Origin of the sequence: Lachnoclostridium sp. An118 (assembly GCF_002160985.1) — a bacterium.
GTDB lineage: Bacteria > Bacillota > Clostridia > Lachnospirales > Lachnospiraceae > Claveliimonas > Claveliimonas stercoravium.
Map to the genome: position 1 here is coordinate 41,539 of NZ_NFLQ01000010.1, position 17,607 is coordinate 59,145.

Sequence of the window (17,607 nt, forward strand, 5' to 3'; positions counted from 1 at the left end):
TACAAATATGATAAAAATTATACATCTTTCAAATTTAAGAAATTTTTCAACATTTTTTCAATGTTTTGGTGTATAGTGTTTGTAGTCAAAATTTCAATGATGTGGAGTGTAGAAAAGATGAGAAGGTTATGGAGAGCTTCAGCGCTCCTGGCCGGCGCGGCACTTGCGCTGGCAGGCTGCAGTCAGACAGGGACGGGAAACGGGGAGGAGCAGACGACCACCGTCGACGGGACAGAGGAGAAGGTGGACGCGGAGAAGGTGCGGCTGGACGCCATGGATCCCTCCGCCTACGGCAATGTGGAGGGACTTGATCTGGAGGCGGGCACCTACATATCTGTTATAGGAAAAGCCTCCGGAGGTGATTTCTGGGACAGTGTGCAGGAGGGGGCCCAGAAGGCAATCTCTGATATCAATGAGTCACTTGGCTACAAGGGGGAGGACCGGGTGCGCATGGTGTACAGCGGCCCCTCCGAGGCGGGTGATGTGGATGAGCAGGTGAATATCCTGGATGAGGAGCTGGCCCGGTATCCCCAGGCTGTGGGGATTTCCATCATAGATTCACAGTCAGGGGACGTGCAGTTTGACCTGGCGGCAGAGAACGGCATCTCCGTGGTGACCTACGACTCTCTGAGCAACTACCAGAATGTGATGGCAAAGATCAGCACGGACAATGACGCGGCGGCCGCTGAGGCGGCGGACCATCTGGCCGAGGCCATGGGGGAGAGCGGGGAGGTCCTCATATTTGCCCATGACTCCCGGTCGCTGACCACTCAGGAGAGGGTGGATGGCTTTACCCAGAAGCTGGCGGCGGACCACCCGGATATCACGGTGGGGAACACCTATTACCTGGATGCGCTGGAGGACCTGAAGACGGCCATTGCAGATGAGATCAACGCGGGGACCTACGCGAAGGAGGGGCAGGAGGCCGCACCCATAGAGGATGAGGAGAGCCGGCTCACAGCGGAGGATATCTCCGACGAGGAGGCCATGGATTATATCTTTGCAAAGAACCCGGATGTCACAGCCATCTACGGGACAAGCGGGGACGCAGTCATGGCGGCTGTGGAGAATACCCAGCGGCTGGAGAAGGAGGATGTGAGCATCGTGGGCTTTGACGCCACCCAGGAGGAGGCCCAGGCCCTGGAGGAGGGACTGGTGGACGGTCTCATAGCCCAGAATCCCTACGGTATGGGCTACGCCACGGTGGTGGCCTGCTCGCGGGCCATCCTGGAGCTGGGAAATGAGGCGGAGGTGGACTCCGGCTACACCTGGATCACCGCGGACAACATGGAGGACCCGGAAGTGGCCGCCATGCTGTATTAGAGATCCTCTATCCTGCGTGCAGGAGAAAAGAATAGCTTTGCATACAAACAGAAAAAGGAGGGCCACATTTCCGAAGAGGATATTCCGGCGGGAGGGGTGAGAGACTGTCATGCAGGCTCGAACCCCGGAGCCGGCCTCAAGGAAATGCGGCCCTCCTTTTTCGTATCTTTTATACAAAGCTAACTGCTTTTTTTGGACAGGGAGAAGATGAACTCCGTTCCCACTCCCTCCGTGCTGATGACGTTGATGTTCTCCCCGTGGGCCTGGATGGCCTCCTTCACGATGGACAGGCCAAGGCCGGTACCCTTTTTATCCTTGCCTCTGGAGGCGTCTGTCTTGTAGAAGCGCTCCCATATCTTGTTCAGGGAATCCCTGGGGATGCCGATGCCGTAGTCCTTGACGGAGATGTAGACCTTGTCTCCGCGGTCCGTGGTCTCCACCGTGATGCTGGAGTCGGAGTCGCTGAATTTGATGGCGTTGTCGATCAGGTTGTAGAGGACCTGCTGTATCTTTTTCCGGTCCGCGTACACATTCAGGTGTCGCGCGGCCAGGATGAGCTCGATGGAAATCTTCCTTTTTGTGCAGATGCCCTCGAAGGTGGCCGCCGTGTTCTTGATGACCTCGTGTATGTCAAAGACCTCCTTGTCCAGAAGGATATCCTTTGTGTCAAACTCATTCAGCGTCAGCAGGTCCTGGGTCAGGTCTGTCAGCCGCTCCGTCTCAAAGAGGATGATGTTCAGGTATTTCTGCTGCATCTCCGGCGGGATGGTGCCGTCCGCCATGGCCTCCACATAGCCCTTGATGGAGGTGAGGGGAGAGCGGAAATCGTGGGACACATTTGCCACGAATTTCTTCTGGTAGTCCTCCATGTCCCGCAGCTGTGCGGACATATAGTTCAGGGAGGCGGAGAGATACCCCATCTCGTCCTGGGTGGTCACCGGGATCTCGTACTCCAGGTTGCCGGAGGCGTACTGGGTGGCAGCCTCCGTGATCCTGCGCAGAGGCCGGTACACGAGAAACTGGAAGGCCAGCAGCACGATAAAGGACAAAAGATAAATGATGATCACCGTGGCGTAGACAGAGCGCATCAGGGTGTTCCTGAAATCCGCCAGGTCGGCCACCTCCTTGTGGATGATCAGGTAGCCCCTGGTGGAAAAGCCCTGGACTACCGGTGCGCTGACCGTGAGTACATTCTCCTCAAAATAGCCGTGATAGTTTCCCTCCTGGTAGGTGGCGCTTCCGCTGGCGGCCGGGTCAAAATCCCGTATCCGCGCCGGGGCGGAGGGGTAACTGTCGGGGCGGGAGGAGACCAGCACATTGCCCTCCCGGTCGACCAGCCAGACAGCGGCGTCCGCGTAGGCGGAGATGCCGTTCAGCTGCATCTTTACCTCAGAGCCTGTGAGCAGGTCGCTGAAGTAGCCCGGCAGATAGTCATTTGCCATGGCGGTGGCCTGGGCGTAGAGCCGGTCCGCCTCCGAGGACTTAAGGCCGCTGTAGGTCAGCCCCGAGGCCAGAGTGGCGGCGGTAAAAAGGCTCAGGAACCCGAGGATGATATAGACGAGGATAAATTTCAGGTACAGTGTGCTGTTCAGGGGGAGCGTATTTTTTTTCGCTTTTTTTCGTCTGAAGAACATTATTTTACCTCGAATTTATACCCGATGCCCCACACGGTGGCGAGAGACCAGGAGGGGTGGTCCTTGATCTTCTCCCGGAGGCGCTTGATGTGCACGTCCACGGTCCGGGTGTCACCGATATACTCATACCCCCATATCTGGTCCAGGAGCTGTTCCCTTGTGAAGACCTGATTGGGGGAGGAGGCCAGGAAATAGAGGAGCTCCAGCTCCTTTGGCGGCATGTCCACATTTTTCCCGTCCAGAAGGACCGAGTAATTTGTGAGATTGATGACAATACCGGGATACTCCACGCATTTCCCGCGGTCCTCTTTCGGAGCCTCCTGGCGCACCGGCTGGTAGCGCCGGAGGACGGCCCGGACCCGGGCCACCATCTCCTTGGAGTCGAAGGGCTTCATGATGTAGTCGTCGGCCCCCAGCTCCAGGCCGAGCACCTTGTCAAACACCTCCCCCTTGGCGGAGAGCATGATGATGGGGGTCTGGGAGCGGCTGCGGATCTCCCGGCATACCTGGTATCCATCGATGCCGGGCAGCATCAGGTCCAGGAGGATGAGGCTGGGGCGGTACAGGTCAAAGGCCTTCAGCGCCTCCTCCCCGTCGTGCACGATCATGGTGTCAAAGCACTCCTTTGTCAGATACAGGGAAATCAGCTCCGCGATATTTTCATCGTCGTCTACGATCAGTATTTTCTGTTTGTTTACCATATATATCCTCCCTCTCAGATGGTCACGGCGCTTGCCGTCCTCTATTTGAATTCCACGATAGTGACGCCCGCGTCTCCCTCGCCGAAGGCGGCCAGATGGAACTCCTTCACATGCTTCTGCCTGCGCAGGTATTTGTGGATGCCGCTGCGCAGAGCACCGGTGCCTTTGCCGTGGACAATGCGGACCTGGCTTATGTGGGCCAGGTAGGCGTCATCCAGGTATTTGTCCAGCTCTGCCACAGCCTCGTCCACGGTCTTCCCCAGGAGGTTGATCTCCGGGCTGACGGACATGGATTTGCCCATCTTCATCTTGCCCTGGGAGGTGCGCCGCAGATTTTTCGCCGCCGAGTACACAGGCTTCTCCTCGATGATCTCCAGGTCGGAGATGTTCACCTGGGAGTTGAGGATGCCCATCTGCACGTTCACATTTCCCTTTGCGTCGGGCAGTGAGGTGACGGTGCCGTTCAGGTTCAGGCTCAGCACACGGACAGACTCGCCCAGCTTGAAATCGCCGGGCTTATGCTGCTTCCTGGGCTTTGCGGTCTCCAGCTTTTTGCCGGAGCCGGTGGAGGCGATCTTTTTGCGGAGACGCTCTCTTTCCTTCTCCATCTCCGCGGCGGAGATGTTCTCCCTGCCGAATCTGCGGAAATTTTTCATGGTCTCGTCGGCTATCTCCTTGGCCTCCTCCAGGATGGCCCGGGCCTTGTCGTTTGCCTCCTCCAGGATGCGGTCCCTCTGGGCGTCCAGCTTCTCCTGGCGGGCGGCGGTCTCATTCTTCAGTTTCTCCAGCTCCCGGCGGTAGGCGCTGATCTCCTCCTTCTCCTTGTCGATGGTGCGGCGGCTCTGCTCCAGGTCCGTCAGCAGGTCCTCAAAGGACTCCTCCTGCTCGGAGAGCTGCTTCCTGGCCTCGTCGATGATGTAGTCCGGCAGTCCCAGTCTGCTGGAGATGGCAAAGGCGTTGCTCTTGCCGGGAATGCCGATGAGGAGCCGGTAGGTGGGCCGCAGGGTGGCTACATCGAACTCGCAGCAGGCATTTTCCACGCCTTTTGCGGAGAGGGCAAACACCTTCAGCTCGCTGTAGTGGGTGGTGGCCATGGTGCGGATGCCCTGCCGGTGCAGGTGCTCCAGGATGGCGATGGCCAGGGCGGCTCCCTCGGTGGGATCCGTGCCGGCCCCCAGCTCGTCGAAGAGCACCAGGCTGTCCGGGGTGATATGCTTTAAAAAGGACACGATGTTCGTCATGTGGGAGGAGAAGGTGCTGAGGCTCTGCTCGATGCTCTGCTCGTCCCCGATGTCCGCAAATACGTTTGTAAATACGCCCAGCTCGGAGCGGTCCAGGGCCGGGATGTGGAGGCCTGCCTGTCCCATCAGGGTGAAAAGTCCCACGGTCTTTAAGGAGACCGTCTTTCCTCCCGTGTTGGGGCCCGTGATGATGAGCAGGTCGAAATCCTCCCCCAGCGTGAGGGAGATGGGGACCACCGTCTTCGGGTCCAGGAGAGGATGGCGCCCCTGGCGGATCCGTATCCTCCTCTCATTATTAAAGAGGGGGCGGCTGGCATTCATGGAGAGGGCCAGAGCGCCCCTTGCGAAGATGAAGTCCAGCTCTGTCATGGCCTTGTAGTCCGCCCGGATGGCGTCCACGTGCCCGGCGGTCTCGTTGCTCAGGTCCGCCAGGATGACCTGGATCTCCTCCTGCTCTTTTCCGTAGAGCTCCTTCAGGTCATTGTTCAGCTTCACGATGGACATGGGCTCGATGAACAGGGTGGAGCCGGTGGAGGACTGGTCGTGGATCATGCCCGGCACCTGGCTCCTGTACTCGGCCTTCACGGGGATGCAGTACCGGTCCCCCCTCATGGTGATGAGGGCGTCCTGCAGGTAACTGCGCAGGGGGCCGTTTACAAGGGAGGACAGAGTGGAGTGTATCTTATCCCCGGCCAGACTGATCTGGCGGCGGATGTGCTTCAGCCCCGGACTGGCCTCGTCGCTGATCTCCTCCTCGCTGATGATGCAGCGCTCGATCTCGCCCGCCAGATTGGTGAGAGGCTCGATCTGGTCAAAGTAGACGTCCAGGCAGTCGGCCGCCTCGTCCACTGTCTCGTGGCGCCCGTAGGACTTTGCCCTGCCGGCGGCCTTCAGGACCTTGCAGATGCGCAGGAGCTCTCCGGCTCCCAGGGTCCCGCCGATCTCCAGGCGTTTCAGGGAGTCGCTCACCGGGTCGCAGCCGGAGAAGGACAGGCGGCCCTTCTTCACGATCCTCGTGAAGGCGGCCTGGGTCTGCTCCTGGGCGGTCTCGATCTTATTGATATCTGTGTATGGCTTCAGGGAGCGGCAGGACCGGACGCCGCCCGGGCAGGTTGCCTGGGCGGTGAGGAGGTCCACCACTTTGTCAAATTCCAGTTTTGTCAATGTCTTATGATCCATGATATGTTCACCTGTACAGCTTTTTTGTCGGATGCGCGGTATCAGGCTGCATCAGGCCCTGAGATACCCCGCCAAGTGTTCATATTATAACTCATTTACAGGGGAAAGAAAAGGATAATTATTGAACATTGCGGGGGGATATTGTATACTAAAACAAGGATTGCACAAGGAGAAGATGGGTCATGGAATATCATGAAAATCCTGAGGAGCGCAGAGAGGAAAACGGAGAAGAAAAGAAAGAAGAATTTTCCTTTATGCAGGAGACCATCAAGGATGAAGATGCAGGATACAGGAAGAGCCGGAACACGGTCATGAAATATGCGGGCCTTGGTCTGATATTCGGACTTGCGGCCTGTCTGGGATTTTATGCCCTCAGACCGTGGGTGGAGGACCGGTTTTCCAGCAATCCAAGGACGATCACCATCCCGGAGGAGGAAGAGGAGGAGACCCAGGAAGGAGAGGAAGGACAGACAGAAGAGACCTCCCCTGTTCTCACGGTGGATGATTACGAGCAACTGAACCAGTCTCTTGTGACAGTGGCAAACACGGTGAACAGGAGCATGGTGGAGATATCTGTCCAGGTTTCCCAGCCGGAAGAGCAGGACCAGACGCTTGTGGACGAAGACAGTGTGGCCGGCGTCATTTTTGAGGACAACGGCGTGGAGCTCCTGGTGGCTGCCAGGAGCCTGACGGTGCCCGAGGGGGGCTCCCTGCGTGGCCGGCTCATGGACGGAAATTACTACAGTGTCAGCGTGAAAAAGCAGGACGCCAACCTTGGTATCGCCGTCTATGCCATCGCGAAAAACGCGCTGTCGGAGGGAGCCTGGAACCAGATCCAGACAGTGGCCCTGGGCAGCTCCGGGGGCGTGTCAAAGGGGGACATCGTCATCGCCGTCGGCAGTCCCTTCGGGTATTATGGCGGCATGGGCTTTGGCGTCATTTCCTCTACCCGGGAGACGGCCCGGAGGGCGGACGGGGAATACAGCCTCCTGTGCACGGATATCGGCGGCAGCACCAGCGGTACAGGGATACTGGTCAACACAGAAGGCCAGATCATCGGCATGATAGACCAGGAGCGCTTCTACAGCGACGGGGAGTCGGGGCCTGTGGCGGCCTACGGCATCTCTGACCTGAAGGAAGCCCTGGAATTCCTCTCAAACGGGCAGTCCGTGCCGTACGTTGGCATACAGGGTGTCACGGTGACAGAGGAGCTGACAGCCAGCCAGGGTATCCCTGCCGGTGTTTACGTGCAGGAGGTGAGCGCTGACTCCCCGGCTATGGCAGCTGGGATACAGAGCGGCGATGTGATCACGGAGGTGGACGGCACCGCGGTGACCACCCTGTCCGGCTACAACAGTGTCCTGATGCAGCAGGAGGAAGGAGACGAGATCCGGGTCGAGGGACAGCGTCAGGGGACCGGCGGCTATGTGGATATCACCTTCCGGGTGACTGTGGGAAGTAAAGAGTAAGAAAACGCAAAAGACTCAAGGTTCAAAAGACACGAGAGAATTGCAATTTTAATCAGAAAGAGGCATTTTATATGAGATATATCAACACCCTCTGCGAGGGAGAGACCATCAGGAACATTTACCTGTGCAAGGGCAAGCGTTCCGCTGAGACAAGAAACGGCAAACCATACGACAACCTGATCCTCCAGGACAAGACAGGGACGCTGGACGGAAAGGTGTGGGACCCCAACTCCAGCGGCATCGCGGACTACGATGAGATGGATTTCATCGAGGTGTACGGCGAGGTCATCAGCTACAACAACGCGCTGCAGCTGAATATCAAGCAGATCCGGAAGGCATACGAGGACGAGTACAACCCGGCGGACTACATGCCCTCCACGGAGAAGGACCCGGAGGCCATGTACCAGGAGCTCTTATCCTACGGCCGGCAGGTAAAGAACCCGTACCTTCGGAAGATCATAGAATACTACTTTGAAAATGACCCGGATTTTATTAAGAAATTCAAGAACCATTCCGCGGCCAAGACGGTCCACCACGGCTTTGCAGGGGGCCTTCTGGAACACACCTTAAGCGTGGTGAAGTTCTGCGAGTACATGGCGGGAGCCTATCCCATCCTGAACCGGGACCTTCTCTACACCGGGGCCATGTGCCATGACATCGGGAAGATCAGGGAGCTGTCTCCCTTCCCGGCAAACGACTACACGGACGACGGCCAGCTTCTTGGCCACATCGTCATCGGCGTGGAGATGATCAGCGACGCCATCCGCACCATCCCGGATTTCCCGGAGGTGCTGGCAAGCGAGCTGAAGCACTGCGTCATCGCCCACCACGGCGAGCTGGAGTACGGCTCCCCGAAGAAGCCGGCCCTGGCCGAGGCCATGGCCCTCAACTTCGCGGACTGCACGGACGCCAAGATGCAGACGCTGACCGAGATCTTCAAGGATAAGCAGGGCAGCAGGGAGTGGCTGGGCTACAACCGGCTCTTCGAGACAAACCTGCGCCGGACGGAGATGTAAATTGTATTAAATGTATTTGGGGACGTAACAAAGTTTAAAAGTGTTACGTCCCAAATTCATATAACTGGTGCGTAAAAGTGACACAAAGGGGAATATTTATGCAGAAAAATGATTTGGTGACAGTGCGGATAGAGGACATGGGCACTGGGGGAGAGGGCATCGGAAAGGTAGACGGATGCGCTCTTTTTATTAAGGACGCGATCATCGGGGACCTGGTGGAGGCAAAGGTCATGAAGATGAAGAAAAACTATGGGTATGCAAGGTTAATGAATATTCTTGCGCCCTCACGTGCCCGCCAAAATGCAAGGTGTAAGGAGGCCAGAAGATGCGGCGGCTGCCAGATCCAGGAGATGGATTACAGGCAGCAGCTTGACTTTAAAAAGGACAAGGTGGAGAACAATCTTCTGAGGCTCGGCGCAGTGCCAAAAGAGGTGCTGGACGCCGCTATGGAGGGGATCATCGGCATGGACGAGCCCTTCCGCTACCGCAATAAAGCCCAGTATCCCATTGGCAGAGACAGGGAAGGACATCTGACAGCAGGATTCTACGCCGGCCGGACCCACCAGATCATCCCCCTGCCGGACATGGACTGTGCCCTGGGGACAGAGGAAAATCAGCCTATCCTGCAGGAAATCCTGGCATTTATGGAGGAATGCCATGTGCAGCCCTACGATGAGGAGACCCACGCAGGGCTGGTGCGCCATGTGCTGATCCGCAAGGGCTTTGCCACCGGAGAGCTGATGGTCTGTCTTGTCATCAATGGAGACACCCTTCCCCACAGCGACGTGCTGGCAGAGCGGCTGTCCCCCATCCAGGGCATGACGAGCATCACCTGCAGCGTCAACAAAGAGAAGACAAATGTGATCATGGGAAAGGATATCCAGACCATCTGGGGCCAGGACTATATCACAGACTATATCGGCGATGTGAAATTCCACATCTCGCCCCTCTCTTTTTACCAGGTGAACCCGCTGCAGACGGAGCGGCTCTACGGCACGGCCCTGGAGTTCGCTGGGCTGACAGGGGAGGAGACGGTGTGGGATCTGTACTGCGGTATCGGCACCATCTCCCTCTTCCTCGCCCGGAGGGCAGGCCGCGTCTACGGGGTGGAGATCGTTCCCCAGGCTATCCGGGACGCCAAAAACAATGCCGCTATCAACGATATTTCCAACGCCCGGTTCTATGTGGGAAAGGCGGAGGAGGTGCTGCCCGGCATGTACGAAAAAGAGGGGGTGCAGGCGGATGTCATCGTGGTGGACCCGCCCCGGAAGGGCTGTGAGCAGGTCGTGCTGGAGACCATGGTGAAGATGCAGCCGGAGCGGATCGTGTACGTCAGCTGCGACCCCGCCACCCTGGCCCGGGACGTGAAGTACCTGCGGGAGAACGGGTATGAGCTGGACAGAGTGAAGGCGGTGGATATGTTTCCGCATACGGTGCATGTGGAGACCGTCTGTTGTCTACATCGGGTGAATTCGTAGAAATCCTTTGTTTCAGGCATTTTGCGAGGTATATAAGTTTCGCACCGACAGGCAAACAGGGACGAAAAAAACAGATTATGGATGGCATAGAAGTGTCTGTAGTTTTGCATGTGGTATGAGTAGACACATAAAAGTTGATGTAACATTTCAATCTGAATATCGTAGATAAGAGTGAAAAGGACGCTTGTTTTCAGAGCTTTTCTGGAAGGTAAGAGTCCTTTTTCTTTTGTACGGAATAGGAGGAAAATTCAAATGGTAAAAAAGAAAGCGATGTGTTCATTACAGACTGACGCGCCGCGTGCAGACATTGGAATGATTAAAATAAGGGAATTACATGACTTCAAAGAACATCCGTTTAAAGTAGAACGAAATCAGGAACTCTTTGAGTTGCGCAGAAGTATTCAGCAGGAAGGTATACTGGTGCCGCTGCTGGTTCGTAAAAATCCGGATGGAGAAGGATTTGAAATCATTGCAGGGCATCGAAGAAAAGAAGCTGCCCTCTGGGCAGGAATCAAAGAAGTTCCGGTTATCATCTGTACTATGGATGATGATCAGGCAGTTATTGCAATGATAGACAGTAATTTACAGAGAGAAAAAATTCTGCCGAGTGAAAAAGCCTTTGCTTATAAGATGAGGTTACAGGCAATGAACCGGCAGGGAAAACGAAAGGACTTGTCTTCGGACCCATTGGAACCGAAGTGTATTGAGGAAATGATTGAGATATCTTTATTAAAAGCGGATGTCTCTGAAAATGGTAAGGTAAATATTAAAAAGACAGATTCTGCAGGCGGTTATCGGAGCAATGAACAGCTTGCCCGGATGGTGGGGGAAAGTGTGACCCAGATTAAGCGTTATATTCGTCTCACAAAACTGATACCGAAGATTTTGGATATGGTTGACCGGGAATTGCTGGCAATCCGTTCTGCAGTGGAAATTTCATTCCTGACAGAAGAAGAACAGTATGAGCTTCATGCTGTAATGGAACTGGAACAGTGTATTCCGAATATTTCACAGGCCAACCGGTTAAAGAGGATGAGTCAGCAGAAACAGCTTGATATGGACATGATTTATGATATTCTGCAGGAAATCAAGCCTAACCAGAGGGAACAGATAAAAATTCCCTTTGAACGGATTGGAAAGTATTTCCCACCAGATTATACACCGGCTCAACAGGCAGATCTGATCGAAAAACTACTGAAAGGATGGGCACATCAAAATAAGAAAAAAGATGTTCAACAGGAAATATAATGGGAAGAGAGGGTAGATTTATGGAACTGAATTATAAAAATGTGAATGGGTATTTGCTACCGGAACTGGAATATAAATCTGGAGAACAGATGTTGCATATCGGAAAATACGGATTCTTGCGCAGGGATTACCTGAAAAACTGCAAACGGGCAAAATATCAGGTGATGCTTTTAAAAGATACGCTTGGGGAGCATTTGTTGGAGATTGACCGGGCGGCAAAGGAGCGGGAAGAAATTATATTGAAACAGCTGGAAAAGAGTGATCCTTTGCCAGATAAAGGGGATGACCAGATGGCGTGGGTAAGAGCAGTCAATCAGCATAGGGCAATTGCAGAGGAAATGATTTTGGCGGAGCTGATTTACGTTTTGTGAAAGAATAGATAAACAGAAAATAGTAGATAAGGCACAGGTCATGAAAGGCTTTGTGCCTTTTTCATTGGAGGTGGAGCTATGTCACAGGTGTTCCAGGTGGAGCGGACGAAGAATTTTACAGTTATGAGCAATCATCATTTCAAGAATAAGAAACTCTCTTTAAAGGCAAAAGGCCTTCTTTCTCTGATGCTGAGTTTGCCAGATGACTGGAATTATAATATGCAGGGGCTGGCATCTTTAAGCAGGGATGGAATTGATTCTGTAAGATCAGCTATAAAAGAATTAGAACATCATGGATATGTGGAGAGACACAGGAACAGGTATTACGACGGCTGTTATGGGGATACGGAATATATTGTCCGTGAAGTACCTTTGGGGAAGGAAAATGAATGAGCAGATATGAAAATATGCTGTACAGGTTTTACAATCTGGATACATCAGACCATAGGAAATCCCTGCATGGGTTATTCCCATCTGGGAATGTCAGGCCATAGGAGAAACCTATGTGGGAAAAACCTGTGCAGGATCATGGGATACTATTAAGTATGTAAGAAATTCAATATTAAAGAATTAATGAAAGAGATAATAAAATATCTATCTTATCAAAGAGCGTAAGTATTAATTTGGTTCAAAAAAATAAAGGAGAAAGATAATATGAGAATGATGAAAAATAAGGAAAATCAGATAATTACAGTGATTGGTGTGGATCATGGATATGGAAACATGAAAACAGCCTGCAAATGTTTTCGGACAGGTGTAACTAGATATGAAAAGGAGCCTACCTTCCAGAATAACCTTCTGGTTTACCAAGGAGTGTATTACCAGATTGGAGAAGAACACAAGGAGTTTCGGGCAGAAAAAACGGAGGATGAGGACTATTACATCCTTACACTTGCGGCCGTTTCCAGTGAGTTGGAAAGTAAAGGGGTGGATCAGGCGAAAGTACATCTGGCTGCCGGACTTCCATTGACATGGGTGAGCAGTCAGAAAGAAACTTTTCGTGATTATCTGCTTCAGAATGCAGTGGTGGATTTTGTGTTTCGTGGAAAAGCTTATCATGTGGAGTTTATCGGGGCAGATATTTTTCCACAGGGTTTTGCAGCCGTCGGATATCATCTACAGGATTTTAAGGAAATCAATATGCTGGCGGACATCGGAAATGGGACAATGAATATCATGTATATCAATAATTCACGACCGGTAGAAAAGAAATGTTTTACTGAAAAATACGGGACACATCAATGTGTGCTGGCTGTCAGGGAACAGTTATTAAGGAGGATGGGAGCAGTAGTGGACGATCTGGTTATTGAACAGGTGATTCGAAAAGGAACGGCAGATATCGGGGAAAAATATCTGGATGTTATGAAAGCGGCTGCAAGAGATTATACAGCAGAAATCTTTCGGAAACTGAGGGAACACGAATATAATCCGGAATTAATGCGGCTGTATGTAGTCGGGGGCGGTGGCTGTATGATCGAAAACTTTGGAGATTATGTCAGGAACCGGGTAACCATTATCCATGATATTTGTGCAGCAGCAAAAGGTTATGAGATGCTGGCAGTCAGAAAAATTCAGAAGAATGGAGGCAGAATGATATGAGCATGAGAAAGGAACGGAAAATCATCAATACAAATATCCGCCTGAACCTGTTGGACGAGGCAGACCGTCAGGCCTGGAAGTATTTACAGACCATGAACAGGAAAAAATATAAATCCTATACACGGGCGGTAGTAGCTGCAGTGAATGATTATTTTGGTCGAGAATATGAGAAGGAAGAAGATCCTTACCTGGAGACTCGGGAAAAGGAAGATGCGTTTCTGAGACAGGTGCAGAACGCTATCAAAGAAGGGGTAAAAGAATCGGTTCCTATGTTGCTTGCGAAAAATCTCATGGAGTTGCTGTATCCGTATATGAATGGTGTCGGACAGCCGTTTATGCAAGAAAAAGAAGAAGGTGGTTTTGCTTTTGATTCGGTGGACAGGGAGCAGGAAGAAAATGCAGATGCGGCATTGGATTTTGCAGACAGTTTTTAAAATAAAATAAAAAAAGAGCAGAAAAACTGCCCGGAACGAGAATCCGGGCAGAATCTATTGATTTCCATCCTTTTTACGGGGGTAGGGGCGCTTGTCATCTGTCAGTTCAAGCAGATAATCAACGCTGGTTTTGTGAAATTTGGCCAGTTTGATCAGGATTTGTGTGGGAATGTCTACATCGCCGCATTCATAATTACTGTAGATTCGCTGGCTGCAATTTAAGATCTCGCCCATTTGTTTTTGCGTGAGATCACGATCCTCTCTTAGATTTCGGATTCTACTATACATTATTTTCACCTCATGGATTCATAATATCTTAGCGAAATATTCACTATTGATATTTAGCGAAAAAATCGCTAAACTTATTTTGAGGAGGTGTAAAGATGGGAAATAAAATGTGGAAATTTTTAAAAGGGATGTTTTGTACATCTTTATTTTGTGGATATTTTTATATCCTATTCGTCAATCTTGTGTGTGGATTTTCCAGGAGTGGAATAGAATCCAGATGGGATGCTTTGAAGGTGTTGGTTTGTGCCTTTCTTATGGCTGCAGGTCTGCCAGGGGTAATCTGGTATCAGCACCATCGTATTGAGAAATTGGAGAAAGAGTTGGAAGAGCTTCAGCACTTTTGAAAAGTGGATCTGCTTGGATGGAAGTTTAACAGAATTTGATGAATGGACAATTGAATAATAGCAGTAAAAGATCATAGCAGTTGAGACAATTTCCCCGGGAAAAAACGGTTATTGTTTTTAACTGCTATTTTTGTTCCTGGGTAGTGGAAAAGAGTGCGGTGAACGGTAGAGATTGGCAGGATGTACAAAAAGTACAGACAGATATGTCTGGTTAGGTGCCGGATACGGCACATGATTGTCCGGTACTGCGCACCGGAGTGGGATGCCCAAAAGATATTCTGGAAAATAGAAATTCTCTGGAAAGGTGAGAACTTCTATTTCCTTCACATCCTTTTTGCATCCCACAAAACCACTGTCATCTTCCTGCCTTTCTTTTATTTGTGTGAAGAGGAGCAGAAGCAATCAGCACGTATGGAATGGCAGCAGATGACAGGCAAGTTTCGCAAAGTGGCAAGCCACTATGCACCGGAATCAGCCTATGGGCTGTTCCTAAACTTGCCAGAGGACGCTGTCCCTTGGAACCCTGGCCGCCAATGCTATGAAGTTCTGTTCCTGAAATGTCCACCGGACATTCCATTCACAGATTGACTAGGGCTTGTCTCCGTTGCCACTTCGGTCCGCGCAAAACTGACGTCCACCGGACGTCATGCGCCCTGCGCCCACCAAAGGGGCGATGCTGCCCCTTATGGAATCCCCGCGTAGTTGGAAGTGTTTAGAAATAACAGTGTAGATTATGGAAGGAGTGAAAGGATTATGAGAAAAAGAAACCATACCGTTACGATACGGATGAATGAGAAAGAATATGCCCTGCTTCAGCAAAAGATCAAAGCATCGGGTCAGACACAGCAGGCAGTGATACTTGCCGCAATTGAAAATGTGGATCTAATGTCAGCGGAGGTAAAAGAGGAATTGAATGTATTAAATCAAAGGCTTGGGGAAATAAACCGTCTGCTGCGAGGTGCAACAACCAATATCAACCAGATCGCACATCATATGAATGCTGGCGGTTTTTATCCCAGAGCAGATGTGCTAAACAGTCTCAGTGAAAACATATCGGGGTATCGGAAGGAGTGTGAAACGATATGGCAATCAATAAGACAATTAATAAGCGGACAAATTCCCATGGGGCAATGAGAAACTGTATTGAGTATATCCTGCGGGAGGGAAAAACGGAGCAGCATCTTGTTCATATCATTGGGCCGTATCCGTATGAAAAAGTAAATTATGATCTGGTATATCAGTCGTTTTTAGCGGAAAAACGATTATGGGGGAAGGATTCTGGTCGGATGTATTCCCATAATGTGATTTCCTGGCATAAGGATGAGAAAATCACATCTGAGCAGGCTTTGGAATTTGGAATAGAATTTGCTGAAAAATGGTTTGCCGGTTTTCAGACAGTTGTCAGTGTCCACAAAGATAAAGACCATATTCACTGCCACATAGTTACCAATTCTGTAAGTTACGAAAATGGGAAAAAACTGCATAATTCCAGAAAAGATCTGGAACGTATGAAGCAGCTGACGAATCGGATGTGCCGGGAACGTGGACTCTCCATAGCGGAAAAAGGCAAGCATTTTGATGGTAGTCAGATTGAGAACGGAGAAGTGATCGCATGGAGTAAAGATAAATACAATCTATTTCGTAACCATGCAAAGGATAGTTATGTGGCGGATTGTGCCATGGCTGTGTTGAATGTGATGGAGTATTGTAGCAGCCGGGAGCAATTTATCAGAGAAATGAAGAATGCAGGATGGAGCGTCAATTGGACAGAGAAAAGAAAGCATATCACATTCCAGAACCAGGAAGGAAAGAAGGTACGTGACAGCAACCTTTCTAAGACTTTTCATTTAAAAATCAGTAAGGGGGAATTAGAGGATGAATTTATCAGAAATGAACAAAAAGAAAACCATGATATCCACAGATATGACACAGTTGATGCCGATCTCACACGATACTATCAACAAGTGGAAGAAGCTGTCGCAGGAACAAGCGGAGGCCCTGTCGAAAGTGACTGCAGAGAGGGACGAGTTGTTGAAAGCCCAGACAAAAGATCGAGAATTGATACGGAAATGTATGGAACGAATCGGAGAGTTTCGAGAAGGGATTCGGAGTCTCTCATCCGAAAGTCTGAAGCTGCAAGACGAGCTTCAGAAGTTAACCGAGGAAAATCAGAAACTGCAAATAGAATTGTCCAAAACGCAGAATATCAGTCAGTCTCTGCAGAGAAGCAACGACGATCTGCGGAACAGGAACGGATTGCTGAGCAGGAAAGAGCAAGAGCAGCTCAAAGAAAGAATAAAAGACGTTCAGGCCCGGAACTCTAAACTGGAAAAGATGGTGGTACAGTCTTCTGTAGATGTGGTGAAGGCAGCACAGAAAAAGCAGAAAGAAGCTGATGATAGGGCACAATCGGCAATATATGTGGCTAAGAATGAAAAACGGAAGGCAGAATCAGAAATCCGGAAAGTAAAGAAAAAGGCAGATCAGAGAATAGAACAAATGAAAGCAACGGAATTATTATGGGATATAGGTGTGGGTATTATTGTATTGATACTTATAGTTATGAATATGGAAGAGAAACTTATTTTGTTTGTTTTGTTGATTTGCATTGTTCGAATATTTGTTCGAGGAAAATAAAAATAGGAAATGGTAAATAAAAAGGTAGGAGAGAATGTAAGTACACATATTTCATTAGAGGGTGATGTCAAATAGTTTCAAGGAGAATTTCATAGAGCGTGCCTATCCATGAATGATGAAATTGCCATATATATCTGTGAATGGGTAAATGATATACCATTAACGGATATTTTTGTGGGCAAATATTCTATGCAGATGATTCTTGCGATTTGGAAAAGCACGCAATTTTTAAGAGCACTGGAGATGATGAAGGAGTTGTTGGAGGGCCTTACAGAGAAAGCAGAGTTTGTTATATAAGAATTATGGGATGGAATTGGAACATGTGGATGAGACATTATTAATGGTATAATTGGAAGAACAGCATAGTAACTACGGAGCACGTGGAGTAAAAGAAGCGTTGACAAAGGAGACTATCTATGACTGTAATATTGGCACATATAAAGGGAAGAAGGTGAGACTGTCCAGAGATATTGAAGTTATTAAGATAAACATAATCTCTGAATGCTAGAAATCCTGGTATCATTTTTCGTTGCTTGGTATATATGCTGAGATGTATAATAAGAGTAATGATATAGGGATATTCTCGTATATACTTTTTTATTGAGAAAATCAGCAGGAGGAAAGAAGACTATATCTAATGTGATA

Annotated in this window: 19 protein-coding genes; 15 read left to right on the plus strand and 4 right to left on the minus strand. The window is 50.5% G+C overall.

Annotation, left to right across the window (positions count from 1 at the left end; genetic code table 11):
- Positions 1 to 117 precede the first annotated feature (117 nt).
- Positions 118 to 1,323, plus strand: coding sequence for a substrate-binding domain-containing protein (locus B5E62_RS09945; protein WP_162610293.1), 1,206 nt, complete (start codon positions 118 to 120; stop codon positions 1,321 to 1,323).
- Between the two features lie 179 nt (positions 1,324 to 1,502).
- Here B5E62_RS09945 and B5E62_RS09950 read toward each other — a convergent pair whose 3' ends face one another.
- The 3 genes from B5E62_RS09950 to B5E62_RS09960 are packed head-to-tail and all read right to left on the minus strand — an operon-like array spanning position 1,503 to position 6,078.
- Positions 1,503 to 2,915, minus strand: a complete 1,413-nt coding sequence (locus B5E62_RS09950; RefSeq protein WP_087174482.1) for a sensor histidine kinase — start codon at positions 2,913 to 2,915, stop codon at positions 1,503 to 1,505.
- Between the two features lie 41 nt (positions 2,916 to 2,956).
- On the minus strand, positions 2,957 to 3,658 hold the full coding sequence (locus B5E62_RS09955; RefSeq protein WP_087174420.1) for a response regulator transcription factor: 702 nt from the start codon (positions 3,656 to 3,658) through the stop codon (positions 2,957 to 2,959).
- Between the two features lie 41 nt (positions 3,659 to 3,699).
- Positions 3,700 to 6,078: an endonuclease MutS2 gene (locus B5E62_RS09960; RefSeq protein ID WP_087174421.1), complete on the minus strand. Its 2,379-nt coding sequence runs from the start codon at positions 6,076 to 6,078 to the stop codon at positions 3,700 to 3,702.
- A gap of 182 nt (positions 6,079 to 6,260) precedes the next feature.
- On the opposite strand from B5E62_RS09960, the gene B5E62_RS09965 reads away from it, so the two are divergent.
- The 8 genes from B5E62_RS09965 to B5E62_RS10000 all read left to right on the plus strand — a co-directional run bounded on the left by B5E62_RS09965 (position 6,261) and on the right by B5E62_RS10000 (position 13,693).
- Positions 6,261 to 7,547, plus strand: a complete 1,287-nt coding sequence (locus B5E62_RS09965) for a S1C family serine protease (RefSeq protein ID WP_087174422.1) — start codon at positions 6,261 to 6,263, stop codon at positions 7,545 to 7,547.
- A gap of 71 nt (positions 7,548 to 7,618) precedes the next feature.
- Positions 7,619 to 8,563, plus strand: a complete 945-nt coding sequence (locus tag B5E62_RS09970) for a 3'-5' exoribonuclease YhaM family protein (RefSeq protein ID WP_087174423.1) — start codon at positions 7,619 to 7,621, stop codon at positions 8,561 to 8,563.
- A gap of 98 nt (positions 8,564 to 8,661) precedes the next feature.
- The gene (rlmD, locus tag B5E62_RS09975) at positions 8,662 to 10,041 is read left to right on the plus strand and encodes a 23S rRNA (uracil(1939)-C(5))-methyltransferase RlmD (protein ID WP_087174424.1); all 1,380 of its coding nucleotides are present in this window, start codon (positions 8,662 to 8,664) and stop codon (positions 10,039 to 10,041) included.
- A 252-nt stretch (positions 10,042 to 10,293) separates the two neighbouring features.
- Positions 10,294 to 11,289: a ParB/RepB/Spo0J family partition protein gene (locus B5E62_RS09980; protein ID WP_087174425.1), complete on the plus strand. Its 996-nt coding sequence runs from the start codon at positions 10,294 to 10,296 to the stop codon at positions 11,287 to 11,289.
- A 20-nt stretch (positions 11,290 to 11,309) separates the two neighbouring features.
- Complete coding sequence (locus tag B5E62_RS09985) at positions 11,310 to 11,660, plus strand: TnpV protein (protein WP_087174483.1); 351 nt, start codon at positions 11,310 to 11,312, stop codon at positions 11,658 to 11,660.
- A 123-nt stretch (positions 11,661 to 11,783) separates the two neighbouring features.
- Positions 11,784 to 12,053 (plus strand): helix-turn-helix domain-containing protein, encoded by a 270-nt coding sequence (locus B5E62_RS09990; RefSeq protein WP_242957825.1) that lies wholly within the window; start codon positions 11,784 to 11,786, stop codon positions 12,051 to 12,053.
- 261 nt (positions 12,054 to 12,314) lie between these two features.
- On the plus strand, positions 12,315 to 13,259 hold the full coding sequence (locus tag B5E62_RS09995) for a ParM/StbA family protein (RefSeq protein ID WP_087174427.1): 945 nt from the start codon (positions 12,315 to 12,317) through the stop codon (positions 13,257 to 13,259).
- Positions 13,256 to 13,693, plus strand: coding sequence for a hypothetical protein (locus tag B5E62_RS10000; RefSeq protein WP_242957827.1), 438 nt, complete (start codon positions 13,256 to 13,258; stop codon positions 13,691 to 13,693). Before B5E62_RS09995 ends, B5E62_RS10000 begins: the two co-directional genes overlap by 4 nt.
- Before the next feature lie 54 nt (positions 13,694 to 13,747).
- On the opposite strand, the gene B5E62_RS10005 is transcribed toward B5E62_RS10000, so the two are convergent.
- Positions 13,748 to 13,981, minus strand: a complete 234-nt coding sequence (locus tag B5E62_RS10005) for a helix-turn-helix domain-containing protein (RefSeq protein ID WP_055220643.1) — start codon at positions 13,979 to 13,981, stop codon at positions 13,748 to 13,750.
- Between the two features lie 95 nt (positions 13,982 to 14,076).
- Here B5E62_RS10005 and B5E62_RS10010 point away from each other — a divergent pair, with 95 nt between their 5' ends.
- From B5E62_RS10010 to B5E62_RS10035, 6 genes are all read left to right on the plus strand, one after another.
- Positions 14,077 to 14,325 (plus strand): hypothetical protein, encoded by a 249-nt coding sequence (locus B5E62_RS10010; RefSeq protein ID WP_087174428.1) that lies wholly within the window; start codon positions 14,077 to 14,079, stop codon positions 14,323 to 14,325.
- A 231-nt stretch (positions 14,326 to 14,556) separates the two neighbouring features.
- Positions 14,557 to 14,913, plus strand: a complete 357-nt coding sequence (locus B5E62_RS10015; protein WP_143468840.1) for a hypothetical protein — start codon at positions 14,557 to 14,559, stop codon at positions 14,911 to 14,913.
- A 165-nt stretch (positions 14,914 to 15,078) separates the two neighbouring features.
- Positions 15,079 to 15,459 carry a plasmid mobilization protein gene (locus B5E62_RS10020; RefSeq protein ID WP_087174430.1) on the plus strand — a complete coding sequence of 127 codons (381 nt, stop codon included), beginning with the start codon at positions 15,079 to 15,081 and terminating at the stop codon, positions 15,457 to 15,459.
- Complete coding sequence (locus B5E62_RS10025) at positions 15,408 to 16,649, plus strand: relaxase/mobilization nuclease domain-containing protein (protein WP_242957828.1); 1,242 nt, start codon at positions 15,408 to 15,410, stop codon at positions 16,647 to 16,649. The genes B5E62_RS10020 and B5E62_RS10025 overlap by 52 nt, the downstream gene beginning before the upstream one ends.
- Before the next feature lie 37 nt (positions 16,650 to 16,686).
- On the plus strand, positions 16,687 to 16,962 hold the full coding sequence (locus B5E62_RS10030) for a hypothetical protein (protein WP_143468841.1): 276 nt from the start codon (positions 16,687 to 16,689) through the stop codon (positions 16,960 to 16,962).
- 108 nt (positions 16,963 to 17,070) lie between these two features.
- Entirely contained in the window at positions 17,071 to 17,259 is a 189-nt protein-coding gene (locus B5E62_RS10035; RefSeq protein ID WP_087174433.1) for a hypothetical protein, read from the plus strand.
- Positions 17,260 to 17,607: the final 348 nt, after the last annotated feature.

Excerpts from the sequence above, each read along its gene's own strand:
- B5E62_RS09980 (WP_087174425.1), top strand. The coding sequence starts at position 10,294 with ATGGTAAAAAAGAAAGCGATGTGTTCATTACAGACTGACGCGCCGCGT.
- B5E62_RS09945 (WP_162610293.1), top strand. The coding sequence starts at position 118 with ATGAGAAGGTTATGGAGAGCTTCAGCGCTCCTGGCCGGCGCGGCACTT.
- B5E62_RS10035 (WP_087174433.1), top strand. The coding sequence starts at position 17,071 with ATGAATGATGAAATTGCCATATATATCTGTGAATGGGTAAATGATATA.
- B5E62_RS10015 (WP_143468840.1), top strand. The coding sequence starts at position 14,557 with ATGATTGTCCGGTACTGCGCACCGGAGTGGGATGCCCAAAAGATATTC.
- B5E62_RS10020 (WP_087174430.1), top strand. The coding sequence starts at position 15,079 with ATGAGAAAAAGAAACCATACCGTTACGATACGGATGAATGAGAAAGAA.
- B5E62_RS09970 (WP_087174423.1), top strand. The coding sequence starts at position 7,619 with ATGAGATATATCAACACCCTCTGCGAGGGAGAGACCATCAGGAACATT.
- B5E62_RS09960 (WP_087174421.1), bottom strand. The coding sequence starts at position 6,078 with ATGGATCATAAGACATTGACAAAACTGGAATTTGACAAAGTGGTGGAC.
- B5E62_RS10000 (WP_242957827.1), top strand. The coding sequence starts at position 13,256 with ATGAGCATGAGAAAGGAACGGAAAATCATCAATACAAATATCCGCCTG.
- rlmD (WP_087174424.1), top strand. The coding sequence starts at position 8,662 with ATGCAGAAAAATGATTTGGTGACAGTGCGGATAGAGGACATGGGCACT.
- B5E62_RS09990 (WP_242957825.1), top strand. The coding sequence starts at position 11,784 with ATGAGCAATCATCATTTCAAGAATAAGAAACTCTCTTTAAAGGCAAAA.
- B5E62_RS09965 (WP_087174422.1), top strand. The coding sequence starts at position 6,261 with ATGGAATATCATGAAAATCCTGAGGAGCGCAGAGAGGAAAACGGAGAA.
- B5E62_RS10025 (WP_242957828.1), top strand. The coding sequence starts at position 15,408 with ATGGCAATCAATAAGACAATTAATAAGCGGACAAATTCCCATGGGGCA.
- B5E62_RS10010 (WP_087174428.1), top strand. The coding sequence starts at position 14,077 with ATGGGAAATAAAATGTGGAAATTTTTAAAAGGGATGTTTTGTACATCT.
- B5E62_RS10005 (WP_055220643.1), bottom strand. The coding sequence starts at position 13,981 with ATGTATAGTAGAATCCGAAATCTAAGAGAGGATCGTGATCTCACGCAA.
- B5E62_RS09955 (WP_087174420.1), bottom strand. The coding sequence starts at position 3,658 with ATGGTAAACAAACAGAAAATACTGATCGTAGACGACGATGAAAATATC.
- B5E62_RS09985 (WP_087174483.1), top strand. The coding sequence starts at position 11,310 with ATGGAACTGAATTATAAAAATGTGAATGGGTATTTGCTACCGGAACTG.
- B5E62_RS09995 (WP_087174427.1), top strand. The coding sequence starts at position 12,315 with ATGAGAATGATGAAAAATAAGGAAAATCAGATAATTACAGTGATTGGT.